Raw genomic sequence first — 14,371 nt, 5'->3', positions numbered from 1 at the left:
ATTCCTGCCCCCCTGTACCGACCGCCATGATGCCGCAGGCCGGTCGCAGCGAGTGATACGGAGCGGAAGGACCCCTTTGGGAGCGGCTACGGCCGCGATCGCGCGCCATCGCGGCTGTAGCCGCTCCCACAAGAGCAGGGCCCTCCCGGACCGGGAGCCGCCCCCGCATGGCCCTCCGACACGAGCAGCCCCGGGCACCGCTGGTCCTGATCGGCGATAATCGACGACACGCCGCGCTTCACCTCCATTCAGCCGCTTCCGGCCAAGCTTTCGCGTTTGCCCCCGCCCGCAACTCCGGCAGCCCGATGCCCCATGCAGCGCCCGACACGCACGATCCCGCCGTCCGCCTCTCCGGCGTGCGACTGGACCGCGGTGCGCGCACGATCCTGGACGACATCGACCTGGTGGTCCCGCGCGGCAGCATCACCGCGATCCTTGGCCCCTCGGGCAGCGGCAAGTCCACCCTGCTCGCCGCGCTGACCGGCGAACTGGTGCCGGCCGCGGGCACGGTGGAGGTCTTCGGCCAGCCGGTGCCGCGCCGCCATCGCGAGCTGCTCGAGCTGCGCAAGGGCATCGGCGTGCTGCTGCAGGGCAACGGCCTGCTCACCGACCTCACCGCCGGCGAGAACGTGGCGCTGCCGCTGCGCGCGCACACGAAGCTGCCGGCGCCGGTGATCGAACAGTTGGTGCTGATGAAGCTGCACGCCGTGGGCCTGCGCACCGCCGCCGATCTGTACCCGCGCGAGCTCTCCGGCGGCATGGCGCGCCGCGTGGCGCTGGCACGGGCGATCGCGCTCGACCCGCCGCTGATGCTCTACGACGAGCCGCTGACCGGCCTCGACCCGATCGCCTCGGGCGTGATCATGAGCCTGATCTCGCGCCTCAACGCCACGCTCGGCCTGACCAGCATCATCGTCAGCCACCACGTGCGCGAGACGCTGCCGATCGCCGACCAGGTGCTGGTGACCGCCAACCGCGGCATCGTCTTCGCCGGCACGCCGGCCGAGCTTGAATCCAGCGACGACCCGCTGCTGCGCCAGTTCCTGCGCGGCGAGCCCGACGGCCCGATCGCGTTCGATCCGGCCTCGGCCGCGTTCTCCATCGCCGGGGCCTCCTGATGGCTATTGTCTCCAGCATCCGCTCCCTCGGCCGCGCCGGCCTGTTCTCTCTGTCGGTGTTCGCAGCCTCGAAGCCGACCCGCGATTTCTTCACCGAGCTCGTGCGCGAGATCTACAAGATCGGCGCGCGCTCGCTGCCGATCATCGCCGTCGGCGGCGCCTTCGTCGGCTTGTCGCTGACCCTGCTCGGCTACCGCGCGCTGGAAACCTACGGCGCCTCCAACCAGGTCAGCGTGCTGATCGGCCTCGGCCTGTACCGCGAGCTGGCGCCGGTGCTCACCGCGCTGCTGTTCATCGGCCGCGCCGGCTCGTCGATTGCCGCCGAACTGGCGCTGATGCGCGCCACCGACCAGATCCAGGCCCTGGGCCTGATGGCGATCGACCCGGTCGCCAAGGCCGTCGCGCCGCGCTTCTGGGCGGCGGTGATCTGCGTGCCGCTGCTGACCGCGATCTTCGTCAGCTTCGCCCTGACCGCAAGCTGGTTCCAGGCGGTGCAGGTGCTGGGCGTCGACAACGGCAGCTTCTGGCAGACCATGCGCGACGTGGTCGATTTCCGCGACGACTTCCTGGTCGCGTTCATGAAATCGGCCGTCTTCGGCGGCACCGCGGCCCTGGTCGCGGCCTACGTCGGCTTCCACGCCGAACCGACCATCGAAGGCACCTCGATCGCCACCACCCGCGCCGTCGTCAACGCTTCCCTGCTGGTGCTGATGTTCAACTTCGTCCTCTCCGCGCTGCTGTTCCGATGAGCCGCGGAAAGAGCATTTGCCTCGGATCTGCGCGGCAGAAAGGCTTTTCAAAGGTATGTCCCCTATGAATACATCCCGTGGCCCAAGACTCGAATTCGCCGTCGGCGCCTTCCTGCTGCTGGCGCTCGCCTCCGTGCTGGTGCTGGCCGTGGCATCGACCAACGGCAAGTTCGGCTTCGCGCGCGATACCTACGAGCTGACCGCGCGCTTCACCAATCTCGGCCAGCTGCGGCCCAACGCGCCGGTCAAGGTCGGCGGCGTGACGATCGGCAGCGTCTCGGGGATCGACCTTGATCCGGTGAAATTCGACACCATCGTGACCCTGGCGATCGAACAGCGCTTCAACGAGATCCCGATCGACACCTCGGCGCAGATCCTCACCGGCGGCCTGCTGGGCGAGAGCTACGTTGGCCTGCAGCCCGGCGGCGACATGGAAGTGTTCCTGCCCGGCGAGGAGCTGGTCTACACCCAGCCCGCCGTCGACCTGATGCAGATGGTCGGCAAGTACATGTTCAGCGGCGGCGGCAATGATGGCGCTGCCGGTGATGGCACCAGCGCGCCGGCAGCCGCCGCCGAAGACACCCCGTCCCCCACGGAGATCACCCCATGACCGTCCGCCCCCTGCTTCCCCTCGTGCTGGCCTCGGCCATCCTCGCCGCGGCGCCGTTTTCGGCGCTGGCCCAGGCCCCGGCCGCCAAGCCCGCAGCCGCCGCCACCCAGGGCGAATCGCCCAGCAAGATGGTGCTCGACAACAGCCAGCGCGTGCTGTCGACGCTGGAATCGCGTCGCGCCGAGTTCAGCGCCGACCGCGGCAAGCTCCAGGCCTTCATCACCAGCGAATTCGACCAGATGTTCGACCGCGACTACTCCGCGCGCCAGGTGCTCGGCCGCCACGGCCGCGGCGCCAGCGACGCCGACGTCAAGGTGTTCGCCGACGCCCTGGCCGAGAGCCTGATGCGCCGCTACGGCAGCTCGCTGCTCGACTTCAACACCCAGCTCCGGGTGCGTCTGAAGTCGGAAACGCCGCTGCCGCGCGGCCTGGGCGTGAAGGTCTCCAGCGAGATGCTGCGCTCCGGCGGCGAGCCGATCCCGGTCGACTACCTGTTGCGCCAGACGGCTGACGGCTGGCGCGTGTTCGACGTGATGGTCGAAGGCGTGTCCTTCGTGCAGACCTTCCGCCAGCAGTTCGACACTCCGCTGTCGCGCAAGTCGATCCGTGCGGTGGCGGCCGACCTGAGCGCCGGCCGCGTGCAGGCCGATGCCGGCACCAACTGAGCCCGGCGTGCGCCGCGATGGCGACGCGCTGCGCGTCAGCGGCGCCGTCGTGCGCGAAGCCGTGCCCGCGCTGTGGCGCGCCGCAGCGCCACAGGCGGCGGGCGCGCGCAGCCTGGACATCACCGCGGTGACCCGGCTCGACAGCGCCGGGTTGGCGCTGCTTTCCGCCCTGGCCAAGGCCACCGGGCACGGCGGCGCCATTGACGTGGCGGGTACACCGCCCGACCTGGCCGACCTGCGCGCAGCCTATCGGCTTGACGCGGCGCTCGGCTTCGCCTCCTAGACAAGGACGAGCACGCATGCGCACGGACAGCCAACCCCATTCCCGACTGCGCGCGGCCGCGCTCGCACTCGCCTTCGCGATGCTGGCCGCGTGTGCCGGCACCGCGCCGCGCGCCGACGCGCCAATCGGGCCTTCGGCGGCGGCTGGTCCGCACGCGGCGGTCGCAACAGCGGTGGCCGCAGAGCCGGCGACGGTGGTCGACCCGGCAGCAGGCACCGCAGATGTCGACACTGTCAGCGCCTCCGGCTCCAGCATCGATTCCGCCGCGGCCGCCGCAACCGGCGACGGCTTCGACGCCAACGGCACCATCGCCAACGCACCCACCGAGGCCGAACTCGACTACGCCGCCCTGTACGGCACCCGGGTCTACGATCCGATCGCCGACCCGACCCTGCCCACGCCCGCGCAGCTTCCGGGCGCGAGCTACGACCCCTGGGAAGGCTGGAACCGCCGCGTGCACGGCTTCAACATGGCGATTGATCGCACCGTCGCCGAGCCGCTGGCGCGCGCCTACATGAAGGTGACGCCGCGCCCGGTGCGCCTGGGCGTCGGCAACTTCTTCAACAACCTCGGCCAGCCGGTCAGCGCCCTCAACGCGCTGCTGCAGGGCAAGCCCAAGCAGGCCGGGCAGTCGCTGGGGCGCTTCCTGGTCAACGTCACCATCGGCGTGGGCGGCCTGTTCGACCCGGCCTCGCGCATGCACATCCCCAACCGCAGCGAGGACTTCGGCCAGACGCTGGGCGTCTGGGGTTGGGAAAGCTCGCGCTTCGTGGAGCTGCCGCTGTTTGGTCCGCGCACCGTGCGCGACGTGTTCGGCCTCATCGGCGATGGCCAGGTCTCGCCGCAGCGCCAGATCAACGACGACACCGTACGCATCGGCCTGCAGGGCCTGCAGCTGGTCGACCTGCGTACCCAGCTGTTCGCCGTCGATCGCCTGCGCGAAGGCGCGGCCGACGAGTACGCCCTGGTGCGCGACGCCTGGATGCAGCGCCGCAACTACCAGATCAACGGCGACCGCATCCGCGAGGACCAGGAAGACCTTCCCGACTACCTGCTCGATGACGAAGCCAACCCCACCGTGCCCGTGGACGTGATGCCCATCATCCCCGGCTCGTCCCCGAACTGACCCCGCTTTTGACCGGCCAGGCTTTTGACTGGCCCGGCCTTTGACTGGCCCGGCTTTTGTAGGAGCAGCTATAGCTGCGATTGCATCCGAGGGCACCTCTGCCACAGCAGATAGCGCTGGAGTGGTCGCAGCTATAGCTGCTCCTACATTGCGGTCTTGTGGGAGCCCCTGTTGTGGGAGCTGCTGTTGTGGGAGCCCCTGTTGTGGGCGCCGCTTTTGTGGGAGCAGCTATAGCTGCGATTCACGCCGCCGGATCGTCCCCGTTCGCGCCAATCCCCTCCCCCAACAACTCCTGCACCCCCACCTCCGCCCCCGGCAGCGACTCCACGCCCTTGAGCTGGCGCTCGATCGCGCGCGTGCGCACGCCGGCCTGCTTGATGCTGTTCTGCACCGTGTCCAGCTGCCCGTGCGCCCGCTCCAGCACCGTGGCGAACTTGCCGAACTCGCTCTTCACCGCACCCAGCACCTGCCAGACCTCGCTTGAGCGCTGTTCGATGGCCAGCGTGCGGAAGCCCATCTGCAGGCTGTTGAGCAGCGCCAGCAGCGTGGTCGGTCCGACCATGGTCACGCGGAAGTCGCGCTGCAGCGCTTCAAACAGTCCCGGGCGGCGCAGCACTTCGGCGTACAGGCCTTCGGTGGGCAGGAACAGCAGCGCGAAGTCGGTGGTATGCGGCGGCGCAAGATACTTGTCGCGGATGCGCTTGGCCTCCAGCCGCACCTGGCGCTCCAGCGCCACAGCGGCCTGTTTGGCGGCATCGGCATCGGCACGGTCCTGCGCGTCGAGCAGGCGCTCGTAGTCATCGCGCGGGAACTTGGCGTCGATCGGCAGCAGCACCGGCTGGCCCGGCTGCGAGCCGGGCAGGCGGATCGCGAACTCCACGCGCTCGCCGCTACCGGGCACGGTGGCGCAGTTGGTTTCGTACTGCTCGATGGTCAGCACCTGTTCCAGCAGCCCCGCCAGCTGCACCTCGCCAAAGATGCCGCGGGTCTTGACGTTGCCCAGCACGCGCTTGAGATCGCCGACGCCAGCGGCCAGTTCCTGCATCTCGCCCAGGCCGCGCTGCACCTGCTCCAGGCGCTCGGACACCAGCTTGAACGATGCGCCCAGGCGCGCCTCGAGCGTGGTCTGCAGCTTTTCATCCACGGTCTCGCGCATCTGTTCGAGCTTCTGCGCGTTGTCGGCCTGCAGCGACTTCAGCTGCGACTCCAGCGTGGCGCGCATCTCGCCGATGCGCTGCTCGTTGCGCTGGGTGAGTTCGGTCACCCGCTGGCCAAGCTGGTCGGCGAAGCGCTGCTGCGCCTCCGCGCCCTCGCTGCGCGCCTTGCGCGCGTCCTCGCCCAGCGCCTCGCGCAGCACGTCCAGGCGCTGGTCGGTGCGGGCGCTGAATTCGGTCAGCCGCGCACCGAAGCCGTCGATGCGCTGGCCCTGCGCCATGCCCAGGCTGTCGAGCTGCAGCCGCAGCTCCCCGCGCCCGTCGCGCTGCTCAGCCCGCAGCACCTCTTCCAGCTCCTGGCGCAGCGCCACCAGCGCCGCCTCCGGCCGCCGCAGCAACAGCACCACAAGCAACACGATGGCCACCGCCACCGCCGCCAATACCAGCATCAACAAGGTCTGAACATCCATGCGCGCAGTGTAGCCGGCAGCGTCGCACCCCTTGCGACCCAAACTCGGCGACCCGGCATAACGGATTCCCCAAGCCGGGACTACCGTCCCGGAGCCCGCGCCGGAACCCTGTGGGAGCAGCTATAGCTGCGATGGCGAAGTGGCCCCAGCGCAGGTCGCAGCTGTAGCTGCTCCCACAGAAGCAGAGGAGCGATGCCGGAGGAGGCCATATGCAAATCCACACCCGCCGCGTCTACGCCGAGCCAGCCAGCCACGAAGGCCACCGGGTGCTGGTCGACCGCCTGTGGCCGCGCGGCAAGTCCAAGGCCGATCTCGAAGGCGTGCCCTGGGTGAAATCAATCGCCCCCAGCGACGAACTCCGCCACTGGTTCGATCACGATCCGGAAAAATGGCCGGAGTTCAAGCGCCGCTACTTTGGCGAGCTCGATGCCAACTCCGAAGGACTGGCCGAGCTGCGCAAGGCGCTGGGTCGCGGTGCCCATGCCACCCTGCTCTACGCGGCGCACGACGAGGACCACAACAACGCCGTCGCCCTCGCCGAATATCTCGGCAAGCACCCGTAGGGCCGTCTTCCGCCTTCCTCCTGCGGGAGCGGCTATAGAGATCCTGTGTGGGAGCGGCTATAGAGATCCTGTGTGGGAGCGGCTATAGCGATCTTGTGTGGGAGCGGCTATAGCCGCGACAGCATCGCGACAGCGCGGCAATCGCGGCTATAGCCGCTCCCACAAAAAAAGCGCGTCAGTCCAGCACCCTGCAGAACACCGCCTTCAGGTAGCGCGATTCCTGCGCGTTCGCCATGAACGGATGATCCGGGCCGGCGCCCGACACCTTCAGCACCTGCACCTTGCGGTTGGAGAAGAACGCCGCCCGCCGCAGCATGTCCAGGAACTGGTCCTCGGCCACCAGCCCGGTGCACGAGAACGTCGCCAGCAGCCCGCCGGGCTTGACCACCGACAGCGCCAGCTTGTTCATGTCCAGGTACTTCTTCAGCGCCGGGATCACCTGCTCGCGGTCGCGGGTCATCTTGGCCGGGTCCAGCACCACGACATCGTACTGCTCGCCCGCGTTCGACGCGTCGCGCAGCCAGGGGAAGATGTCGGCCTGGACGAAGCGCGGGCGCACGCCGTTCAACTTCGCGTTGCCCTTGGCCAGCTCGATCACGTCGGCGTCGATGTCCACGCCCACCACGTCCGCCGCGCCGCGCACCGCCGAATACACCGCGAAGCCGCCGGTGTTGCAGCACAGGTCGAGCACGCGCTTGCCGGCCACCTGGCGGCTCAGCCACTCGCGGTTCTCGCGCTGGTCGGCGAAGAAGCCGGTCTTGTGCGCGCCCGAAGGGTCGGCGCGGAAGCGGATTCCGTGCTCGGTGATGATCGCGGGCTCGGTGCCGCGCGTGGTGTGGAAGTCGAAGCTTTCCTGCTTCTGCACGTGCTCGTCGGCGAAGGCGTGGAAGCGGCAGCCCGGGAACTGCTCGCGCAGCGCCTCCATGATCCACTCGCGGTGGCGGAACATGCCGGCGCTGAAATACTCCAGCACCAGCAGGTCCGCGTAGCGGTCGACCACCAGGCCGCTGAGCCCGTCGCCCTCGCTGTGCACCACGCGCCAGGCGTCCGACACCTCGTCCAGGCGCAGCACCTCGCGGCGCAATGCCACCGCCTCGGCGATCCTGCGCGAGAACCAGCCGGCGTCCACCGGCACGTTCGGATCCGTCTCCAGGATGCGCACCGCGATCCGCGAATGGCCGTTGTAGAAGCCGCGGCCGATCCACTCGCCGTCGATCCCGACCACGTCGACGATGGTCCCGGGCTTGGGCCGCGGGGTCGGCTTCTCCACCAGTTTCTGGAAAATCCACGGGTGGCTTGAGCGCCAGGCGTTGCGCAGGCGGACGACGGGGAGTGCTTCGTTCATGGCGCGATTCTACCGGGTCGCCCACCCTCAGGCCTTGCGTTGCCGCCATCCGCCGCCATGCTTCCTGCCATGGACCTGCCCGCCCACGACCATCCGCCCGACTCCGCCGCCCAGCGCGCCGCCGACTGGCGCCGCTTCCGCCGCGCCGCCGGTGCATCGGCACTGTTCGTCGCCGTGCTGGCCATCGTCTACGCCGCCCAGGCCGGCTTCAGCGCGCGCGCGTTCGCCGTCGCCCCCGGCAGCGCGGCCGGCCTGTTCGGGCTGCTGACCGCCCCCCTGCTTCACGGCTCGCTGGAACACCTGGTCGCAAACGGTGTCGCCGTGCTGTTCCTGGGCACCCTGGCCGGCTGGGTCTACCCGCGCGCCACCCTGCGCGGCCTGCCGCTGATGTGGCTCGGCTCGGGCCTCGGCGCATGGCTGCTGGGCGCACCGGGCTCGTACCACCTGGGCGCCAGCGGCGTGACCCACGGCCTGATGTTCCTGGTGATGGCGCTGGCCGTGCTGCGCCGCGACCGCGCCGCCATCGCCGCCAGCATGATCGGCTTCATGTTCTACGGCGGCATGCTGCTGACCGTGCTCCCGCGCGAGCCCGGGGTGTCCTGGCAGTCGCACCTCGGCGGCGCCATCGGCGGCATCGTCGCGGCCTGGCTGTTCCGTCGCCTCGATCCCGCCGCGCCGCGCAAGCGCTACAGCTGGGAGCTCGAGGAAGAACAGGCCGCCGCCGACGCCGAACGCATCGCCGCCGAGCGCGGACAGTTCGAACCCGGTGCCCCCGAAGACGTGCCCGTCCTGTGGAATCGCCCCGAGCCGTCCGGGGAGGAGCACGGCACCATCCTGCAGTTCCCGCCGCGCGATCGGCGATAGACTCGGGGCATGGACATCCGCCCCACGACCCTGTTGCTGCTGGCGATCCTGCCCTTCGCCGCCGCTGACACCGCCACCGCAGCCACCGCCGCGAACGACGCCGCCGAGAACAGCGCCATGGCCGAAGTCGAGGCCCGGCTGCAGCCCTATACCGGCGACGTCCCCGGCGCCGCACTGCTGGTGCTGCGCGACGGCGAACCCGTGGTGCGTCGCGGCGTCGGCCTGGGCGATGTCGCCGCCGGCACTCCGGTCACGCCGGCCACCAGTTTCCGCCTCGCCTCGGTGAGCAAGCAGTTCACCGCCGCCGCCGTGCTGCTCCTGGCCGAAGACGGCCGCCTGCGCCTGGACGATCCCGTGCGTCGCTGGCTGCCGGCGCTCCCCGCCAGCGCCGACGACGTGACCCTGCACCACCTGCTCAGCCACACCTCCGGCCTGCACGACTACGAAGACATCATGGCCGCCGATTTCGAAGGCCAGGTGCACGACGCCGACGTGCTGTGCCTGCTGGCGACGGGCCGGGCCTGCGACGACGGCAGCGACCTCGCGGGCGCGGCGGCCCCCGTGCCCGCCCCGCCCTACTTCCCGCCCGGGACCGCCTACCGCTACAGCAACAGCGCCTACGCCCTCCTCGCCCTGGTGGTCGAAAAGGCGTCCGGCGTGTCCTACCCCGGCTTCCTCCGCGAGCGCATCTTCGCCCCCCTGGGCATGGACCACAGCCTGGCCTTCGTCGACGGCGTCAACACACCCGCCAACCGCGCCTACGGCCACAGCGCCGGTGCCGACGGCGAGGGCTGGACCCGCAGCGACCAGTCCACCACCAGCGCCGTGCTCGGCGACGGCGGCATCTACTCCTCCATTGACGACCTCGCCAAATGGGACGCCGCCCTCTATGACGACCGCCTGCTGTCCGACGCCTCGCGCGCGCTGGCGTTCTCGGCGCAGACCCGCACGTCCACCGGCGAAGACGACGTCGCCGCCTACGGCTACGGCTGGCGCCTGGACGGCGGCCTGATGTGGCATTCCGGCGAGACCATGGGCTTCCGCAACGTCATCCTGCGCTGGCCGGCCCAGCGCCTGACCGTGCTCATGCTGACCAACCGCAACAGCCCCGAACCCTACGCCGCCGCCCGCGCGATCGGCGATGCCTGGCTGCGCGAGTCCGCCGCCACGCGCTAGGCTTGCGCCCCCGCCAACCACAGGCCACGCCATGTCCTTCGACGCCCGCCGCATGACGCCGGCCGCCCTCGTGTTGAGCCTGCTGCTGGCGCTGCCTGCATGCAACCGCAGCCCGGCGCCTGGTGCCGACGCGCCGCCACCAGCGTCCACCGCACGTTCGCAGGATCCCGCCGCGAACCGCATCGAAGCCGACGTCCGCGCACTTGCCGACGACCGGATGCAGGGTCGCGAGACCGGCACTCCCGGCCACGACCTCGCCGCGGATTACGTCGCCGCGCGCTTTGCCGAAGCCGGCCTCGTCCCCGGGGGCGAAGACGGCGGCTGGTTCCAGCGCGTGCCGCTGCTGCGCGCCACCATCGCCGCCCAGGGCGCGCGACTGGAAGTCCATCTCGACGGCCAGTCGCGCTCCCTGGCGTTCCAGGACGAATTCCTGCCGATGGCGAACTTCAACCGCCCCGATGCCGCGGTCGAAGCAGCGGCGGTGTTCGTCGGCCAGGCCATCCACGCGCCGGAGCTTGGCCATGACGACTTCGCCGGACTCGACCTGCGTGGCAAAATCGCCGTGATCTTCGGCGGCGCGCCGGAGCGCTTCGACAACACCCGCCGCGCATTCAACAGCTCCCTCCACGAAAAGCTGCGCAGCGTGGCTGAACGTGGCGCCGTGGGCGTGGTCCTGGTCGGCACCGCCGCCGACGAAGTGCGCTCACCCTGGAGCCGCGGCGCCGCTGGCTGGGAGCGGCCCTCCATGCGCCTGCGCGACACCGACGGCCTCGGCATCGACACCTGGCCCGGCCTCGACGTGGTGGCGCGCGTCAGCGCCGCCGCCGCCGACGCCCTGTTCGCCGGCGGCGACCGCAGCGCTGCCCAGCTCGCCAACGCCGCCCGCACCGGTACGCCGGGGGGCTTCGACCTCCCCGTGCGCCTGTCGCTCGCCGTACAGACCCGGGTCGAACGCCTGGACTCGCGCAACGTCGTGGGCATGCTTCGCGGCAGCGACCCCGCCCTCGCCGACGAGTACGTGGTCCATACCGCCCATCTCGACCACGTTGGCCTTGGCATCGAAGTCGACGGGGATGCGATCCACAACGGCGCCATCGACAACGCCCTGGGCGTCGCGATCATGACCGAGGCCGCCCGCGAACTCGCCGCCGGCGAAACGCGACCGCGACGCTCGCAGCTGTTTGTCGCCGTGACCGCCGAAGAGCAGGGCCTGCTCGGTTCGCAGTGGTTCGCCAGCCGCCCGACCGTCCCGCGCGATGCACTGGTCGCCAACATCAACATCGACATGCCCGTGCTCACCGCGCCCAGTCGCGACGTGGTGCCGATCGGCGTCGAGCACTCGTCGCTCAAGGCCGTCGTCGACCTTGCCGCCCGCGAGATCGGCGTCAAAGTCTCACCCGACCCCTTCCCCGAAGAAGCCGTGTTCGTGCGCAGCGACCAGTTCTCCTTCGTGCGCGAAGGCATCCCCGCCGTCTATCTGGACGCCGGCATCGAAGCCGCCGACCCGGAGCGCGATCCCAAGGTCTCCGCCACCTGGTTCATGCGCAACTGCTACCACCGACCCTGCGACCAGGCCGACCTGCCGATCCACTACGACGACGCCGCCCGCCTGGCGCGCGTATCGGCACGCACCGCCTGGCATATCGCGGCCGCCGATGAGCGACCATCATGGAACGAAGGCGATTTCTTCAGCCATGGCGACGGTGCGCACCTGGTCCCGACGCAGAAGACCGGCGAGCGTCCCGGACAGTAGCGTTCCCATGGCGGAGTGGCCGCGGCCATCCGCGAACATGGAAGCGCGTGCGGCCGGGCCGTGCCGCTTCACTCGCCCTGCGGTATCCCGGTCATCAGCGCCTTCATCATCTTCTCTTCGCTGAGATGACTGTCCAGGTCCGCCATGGCCTTTGTAACGGCAGGATCCGTCATCAGCCCGCCCACCGCCGTGGCTCCAAGCGTCTCGAACGCACTCTTGTACCCGGCCATTCCCTCATTGAGAATTGCGTCGCGTGACTCGCTCGCGCACTTGTCGGCAATCAGCTTCTCGAACACGGCTGCGCTTCTCCGGGATATTTCATCCCAGGATCCAGGCGTCAGGCCCGAGATATCCGCCACCTCCGGATGACTGGCGACCGCGCCGAATATCCAGCGGACAAGCGCTGTCTTGTCCTCGGCAGTGACGGATGCCACAAGGCACGCTGACAGACGTTCGGAATATTCGCCGGCCATTGCCAGGTTGCTCGCCAGCAGAAGCGCGGCGATTGAAGCTGATCTTGCGAAGTGCATGGAATTCCCCGTTTGTTGGACCGGCTTGAACACATCGTCAGGCCGCGCTGCCACCGAGGATGCCGGCCAGCGAGCCTATGATCAGCGCGAGAATTGGAAGCATGGACAGAGCGAAGCCCAGAGCACGGCTGGTCGGAGCTGCCGTATAGCTGCGCCAGTAGATGAGCCGGCCGACCAGGTATACCGCACCGGCAACGGCAACATAGCTGTGCGGCCAGTACTTTGCGGCCAGGAACAAAGCCGGTAGAAATGCGACCATGAGTTCCAGCGTGTTCATTTGAACGCGATACGCACGATCAAACATCTCATGACCGCTAACGGCGGGAGCCTTGACTCCGTAGCGGCCGCGGGCGCGCCCCACGAGTACGCTGAAGAAAACGAGTTGGATTACCGCGAGAACAGCTACTAGATCGACGTAGTTCATGTTTCCCCTGGCGAGAAGTGGTCTTGGGGGGCCTGACGCCCGATTCAAGCCGAGCCGCGAAGCGGATGCCGAAGGCATCTGGCATCCGCGGGATGAGTGCAGGTGCTGGCTGTTGCAGAAGCGACATGGCGGAATCGCGCGGCCAGAACTTGGCGCCGCGATCGCCGTGGAAGTTCGCTAGGGATTAGCCGTTGAGGGGTCGATAACCGCACTCACCGGGGTGATCTTGTTGGCAGGAAACCCGGACTTCTCGGCATGCTCCCGAATGAGTTGCTCATTCGGCGCGTTGTACACACAGTAGATCTTGTCGCCGGCCACATAGCTATGCACCCATTGGATTTCGGGGCTCATCTCCGCGAGCACGGCATTGGAATGTCTGGATGCATCACGGAGCGCCTGCTCCGACATGTCTCCGGCACCGGCTATCTCGCGCTCGATCAGATACTGGGTCATCGTCTTTCTCCTGAGCTGCAGTTGTCCCAACCGTGGACCTGACACCAAGGAAGAACGATACCTGATCTCCAAGCTCCGCAAGACACGGCACGGCGTGGCCCGGATCGCCCAGATTCTGGGCCGCCACCGGAGCACGATCTACCGCGAGATCAAGCGCAAGCTGACGCCCGGCTGGCTCGCCGACATGAACACTCCGGTAGGCCACTATCGGCCTTCTTGTAAGTGTCCGTGAAAACGGGGGTGAACCCGATGAAGGCGCACTACCAGCAGCTGTGAGCACGCGGGAAGCTTGGCAAGGTGGCTCTGGTGGCGTGCATGCGGAAGCTGCTCGGAATCATCAATGCCAGGCGCCGTGACGAGCTTCGCGACGAGGCTCTGGCACTGGCTTGAGCGGCACGCTTCAAGACAGTTGCTAAGTTAAGCCGAGACGCGTAGTGAAGCGAAGCACATGGCAAGCTGTACTGCTATGTGCTTTGCATAACGATGCGGCTTCGGCTTGAACGCATTGTTAGGCTTCACGCCGCCCCGCCTTGGAAGTGCTCGCGGAATCCTTGTCTTGCCTCCCCGGTCAAGATCAACAGCTCCGACCCCTGCACTGAGACCACCTCAATTCCGTGGCGCTTCGCCTCTGCCGGCAATACCGACTGATACTTCCCCTTGGGGATAAAAAGCGCGGCTGGATTGCAGTTGCTGCGCTCTAAACTCGCTTCGAACAGCCGGCGTACTTCAAGCGGGGGCGGCTCGTGCTCGGCTACAGACACGAACGCGGTACCGAAGATGAATCCAGTTGCCGCGTCCATAAGCGCCACGCAGTTGAAATCACCATCGTGCTCAGTACGAACGGGGTCGTCATTAAGCTGGAAGGCGACCCACGCCTCATTCTCTTCGAATTGGTTGGGTTCTAGCATGAACGTTCCAAGTGAGGCCTAACACCAGAGTTAGGCCGTGCCGCGAAGCGGCATCGGCTTGAACGAATCGTTAGGCCTGCCCTGCATGGGCTGGCGACGTGTGAAGCTCCACCCCGAGCGCACGGACAAGCTTGATGACAGTGTCGTAGCGAGGCTTCGCCCCCGGAGCGAGTGCCTTGT

The 14,371-nt window shown here is 68.4% G+C and carries 16 protein-coding genes and 3 pseudogenes; 12 read left to right on the top strand and 7 right to left on the bottom strand.

All coding sequences use genetic code 11. From position 1 onward, the window contains the following. Positions 1 to 305: 305 nt before the first annotated feature. From WCD84_RS11205 to WCD84_RS11180, 6 genes are all read left to right on the top strand, one after another. Positions 306 to 1,118, top strand: a complete 813-nt coding sequence (locus WCD84_RS11205) for an ABC transporter ATP-binding protein (protein ID WP_343281422.1) — start codon at positions 306 to 308, stop codon at positions 1,116 to 1,118. Continuing rightward, on the top strand, positions 1,118 to 1,867 hold the full coding sequence (locus tag WCD84_RS11200) for an MlaE family lipid ABC transporter permease subunit (protein ID WP_343281421.1): 750 nt from the start codon (positions 1,118 to 1,120) through the stop codon (positions 1,865 to 1,867). The genes WCD84_RS11205 and WCD84_RS11200 overlap by 1 nt, the downstream gene beginning before the upstream one ends. Before the next feature lie 64 nt (positions 1,868 to 1,931). Next, positions 1,932 to 2,477, top strand: coding sequence for an outer membrane lipid asymmetry maintenance protein MlaD (gene mlaD, locus WCD84_RS11195; protein ID WP_343281420.1), 546 nt, complete (start codon positions 1,932 to 1,934; stop codon positions 2,475 to 2,477). Then, on the top strand, positions 2,474 to 3,142 hold the full coding sequence (locus WCD84_RS11190; RefSeq protein ID WP_343281419.1) for an MlaC/ttg2D family ABC transporter substrate-binding protein: 669 nt from the start codon (positions 2,474 to 2,476) through the stop codon (positions 3,140 to 3,142). The genes mlaD and WCD84_RS11190 overlap by 4 nt, the downstream gene beginning before the upstream one ends. Continuing rightward, entirely contained in the window at positions 3,126 to 3,425 is a 300-nt protein-coding gene (locus WCD84_RS11185) for an STAS domain-containing protein (protein WP_343281418.1), read from the top strand. Before WCD84_RS11190 ends, WCD84_RS11185 begins: the two co-directional genes overlap by 17 nt. A gap of 16 nt (positions 3,426 to 3,441) precedes the next feature. Further along, entirely contained in the window at positions 3,442 to 4,551 is a 1,110-nt protein-coding gene (locus WCD84_RS11180) for an MlaA family lipoprotein (RefSeq protein ID WP_343281417.1), read from the top strand. Between the two features lie 241 nt (positions 4,552 to 4,792). Here the strand turns inward: WCD84_RS11180 and rmuC are convergent, their stop codons facing one another. Beyond that, positions 4,793 to 6,121 carry a DNA recombination protein RmuC gene (rmuC, locus tag WCD84_RS11175; RefSeq protein WP_449280110.1) on the bottom strand — a complete coding sequence of 443 codons (1,329 nt, stop codon included), beginning with the start codon at positions 6,119 to 6,121 and terminating at the stop codon, positions 4,793 to 4,795. A gap of 263 nt (positions 6,122 to 6,384) precedes the next feature. On the opposite strand from rmuC, the gene WCD84_RS11170 reads away from it, so the two are divergent. After that, positions 6,385 to 6,738, top strand: coding sequence for a DUF488 domain-containing protein (locus tag WCD84_RS11170; protein ID WP_343255227.1), 354 nt, complete (start codon positions 6,385 to 6,387; stop codon positions 6,736 to 6,738). A gap of 175 nt (positions 6,739 to 6,913) precedes the next feature. Here WCD84_RS11170 and WCD84_RS11165 read toward each other — a convergent pair whose 3' ends face one another. After that, positions 6,914 to 8,083: a class I SAM-dependent rRNA methyltransferase gene (locus WCD84_RS11165; protein WP_343281415.1), complete on the bottom strand. Its 1,170-nt coding sequence runs from the start codon at positions 8,081 to 8,083 to the stop codon at positions 6,914 to 6,916. Positions 8,084 to 8,140: 57 nt separating this feature from the next. On the opposite strand from WCD84_RS11165, the gene WCD84_RS11160 reads away from it, so the two are divergent. From WCD84_RS11160 to WCD84_RS11150, 3 genes are read left to right on the top strand one after another with little or no spacing between them, the layout of a single operon-like run. Next, entirely contained in the window at positions 8,141 to 8,947 is an 807-nt protein-coding gene (locus tag WCD84_RS11160; protein WP_343281414.1) for a rhomboid family intramembrane serine protease, read from the top strand. Between the two features lie 15 nt (positions 8,948 to 8,962). Then, a complete protein-coding gene (locus WCD84_RS11155) occupies positions 8,963 to 10,123 on the top strand; it encodes a serine hydrolase domain-containing protein (RefSeq protein ID WP_449280109.1) in 1,161 nt (386 codons plus the stop codon). Positions 10,124 to 10,154: 31 nt separating this feature from the next. Next, positions 10,155 to 11,876 (top strand): M28 family peptidase, encoded by a 1,722-nt coding sequence (locus WCD84_RS11150; RefSeq protein ID WP_343281413.1) that lies wholly within the window; start codon positions 10,155 to 10,157, stop codon positions 11,874 to 11,876. 68 nt (positions 11,877 to 11,944) lie between these two features. Here WCD84_RS11150 and WCD84_RS11145 read toward each other — a convergent pair whose 3' ends face one another. From WCD84_RS11145 to WCD84_RS11135, 3 genes are all read right to left on the bottom strand, one after another. Then, positions 11,945 to 12,439, bottom strand: coding sequence for a hypothetical protein (locus tag WCD84_RS11145; protein WP_343281412.1), 495 nt, complete (start codon positions 12,437 to 12,439; stop codon positions 11,945 to 11,947). 4 nt (positions 12,440 to 12,443) lie between these two features. Then, on the bottom strand, positions 12,444 to 12,830 hold the full coding sequence (locus WCD84_RS11140; protein WP_343255232.1) for an MAPEG family protein: 387 nt from the start codon (positions 12,828 to 12,830) through the stop codon (positions 12,444 to 12,446). A 177-nt stretch (positions 12,831 to 13,007) separates the two neighbouring features. Beyond that, the gene (locus WCD84_RS11135) at positions 13,008 to 13,283 is read right to left on the bottom strand and encodes a DUF4242 domain-containing protein (RefSeq protein ID WP_343255233.1); all 276 of its coding nucleotides are present in this window, start codon (positions 13,281 to 13,283) and stop codon (positions 13,008 to 13,010) included. A 10-nt stretch (positions 13,284 to 13,293) separates the two neighbouring features. Between WCD84_RS11135 and WCD84_RS11130 the strand changes: the two are divergent. Further along, a pseudogene (locus tag WCD84_RS11130) lies at positions 13,294 to 13,440 on the top strand (helix-turn-helix domain-containing protein); the annotation flags it as partial. A gap of 125 nt (positions 13,441 to 13,565) precedes the next feature. Then, a pseudogene (locus WCD84_RS11125) lies at positions 13,566 to 13,673 on the top strand (IS110 family transposase); the annotation flags it as partial. 125 nt (positions 13,674 to 13,798) lie between these two features. On the opposite strand, the gene WCD84_RS11120 reads toward WCD84_RS11125, so the two are convergent. Further along, positions 13,799 to 14,191 (bottom strand): hypothetical protein, encoded by a 393-nt coding sequence (locus tag WCD84_RS11120; RefSeq protein ID WP_343281411.1) that lies wholly within the window; start codon positions 14,189 to 14,191, stop codon positions 13,799 to 13,801. 70 nt (positions 14,192 to 14,261) lie between these two features. Next, positions 14,262 to 14,371: pseudogene (locus tag WCD84_RS14375) on the bottom strand (transcriptional regulator); the annotation flags it as partial.

Origin of the sequence: Luteimonas changyuni (genome assembly GCF_039548395.1) — a bacterium.
Taxonomy (GTDB): Bacteria; Pseudomonadota; Gammaproteobacteria; order Xanthomonadales; family Xanthomonadaceae; genus Luteimonas.
This window is presented reverse-complemented; position numbering and strand designations above follow the sequence as displayed.

Bases quoted from the DNA above. Each gene is read 5' to 3' on its own strand.
- mlaD (WP_343281420.1), top strand. From the start codon at position 1,932: ATGAATACATCCCGTGGCCCAAGACTCGAATTCGCCGTCGGCGCCTTC.
- WCD84_RS11140 (WP_343255232.1), bottom strand. From the start codon at position 12,830: ATGAACTACGTCGATCTAGTAGCTGTTCTCGCGGTAATCCAACTCGTT.
- WCD84_RS11150 (WP_343281413.1), top strand. From the start codon at position 10,155: ATGTCCTTCGACGCCCGCCGCATGACGCCGGCCGCCCTCGTGTTGAGC.
- WCD84_RS11180 (WP_343281417.1), top strand. From the start codon at position 3,442: ATGCGCACGGACAGCCAACCCCATTCCCGACTGCGCGCGGCCGCGCTC.
- WCD84_RS11200 (WP_343281421.1), top strand. From the start codon at position 1,118: ATGGCTATTGTCTCCAGCATCCGCTCCCTCGGCCGCGCCGGCCTGTTC.
- WCD84_RS11160 (WP_343281414.1), top strand. From the start codon at position 8,141: ATGCTTCCTGCCATGGACCTGCCCGCCCACGACCATCCGCCCGACTCC.
- WCD84_RS11165 (WP_343281415.1), bottom strand. From the start codon at position 8,083: ATGAACGAAGCACTCCCCGTCGTCCGCCTGCGCAACGCCTGGCGCTCA.
- WCD84_RS11185 (WP_343281418.1), top strand. From the start codon at position 3,126: ATGCCGGCACCAACTGAGCCCGGCGTGCGCCGCGATGGCGACGCGCTG.
- WCD84_RS11205 (WP_343281422.1), top strand. From the start codon at position 306: ATGCCCCATGCAGCGCCCGACACGCACGATCCCGCCGTCCGCCTCTCC.
- WCD84_RS11170 (WP_343255227.1), top strand. From the start codon at position 6,385: ATGCAAATCCACACCCGCCGCGTCTACGCCGAGCCAGCCAGCCACGAA.
- WCD84_RS11190 (WP_343281419.1), top strand. From the start codon at position 2,474: ATGACCGTCCGCCCCCTGCTTCCCCTCGTGCTGGCCTCGGCCATCCTC.
- WCD84_RS11135 (WP_343255233.1), bottom strand. From the start codon at position 13,283: ATGACCCAGTATCTGATCGAGCGCGAGATAGCCGGTGCCGGAGACATG.
- WCD84_RS11120 (WP_343281411.1), bottom strand. From the start codon at position 14,191: ATGCTAGAACCCAACCAATTCGAAGAGAATGAGGCGTGGGTCGCCTTC.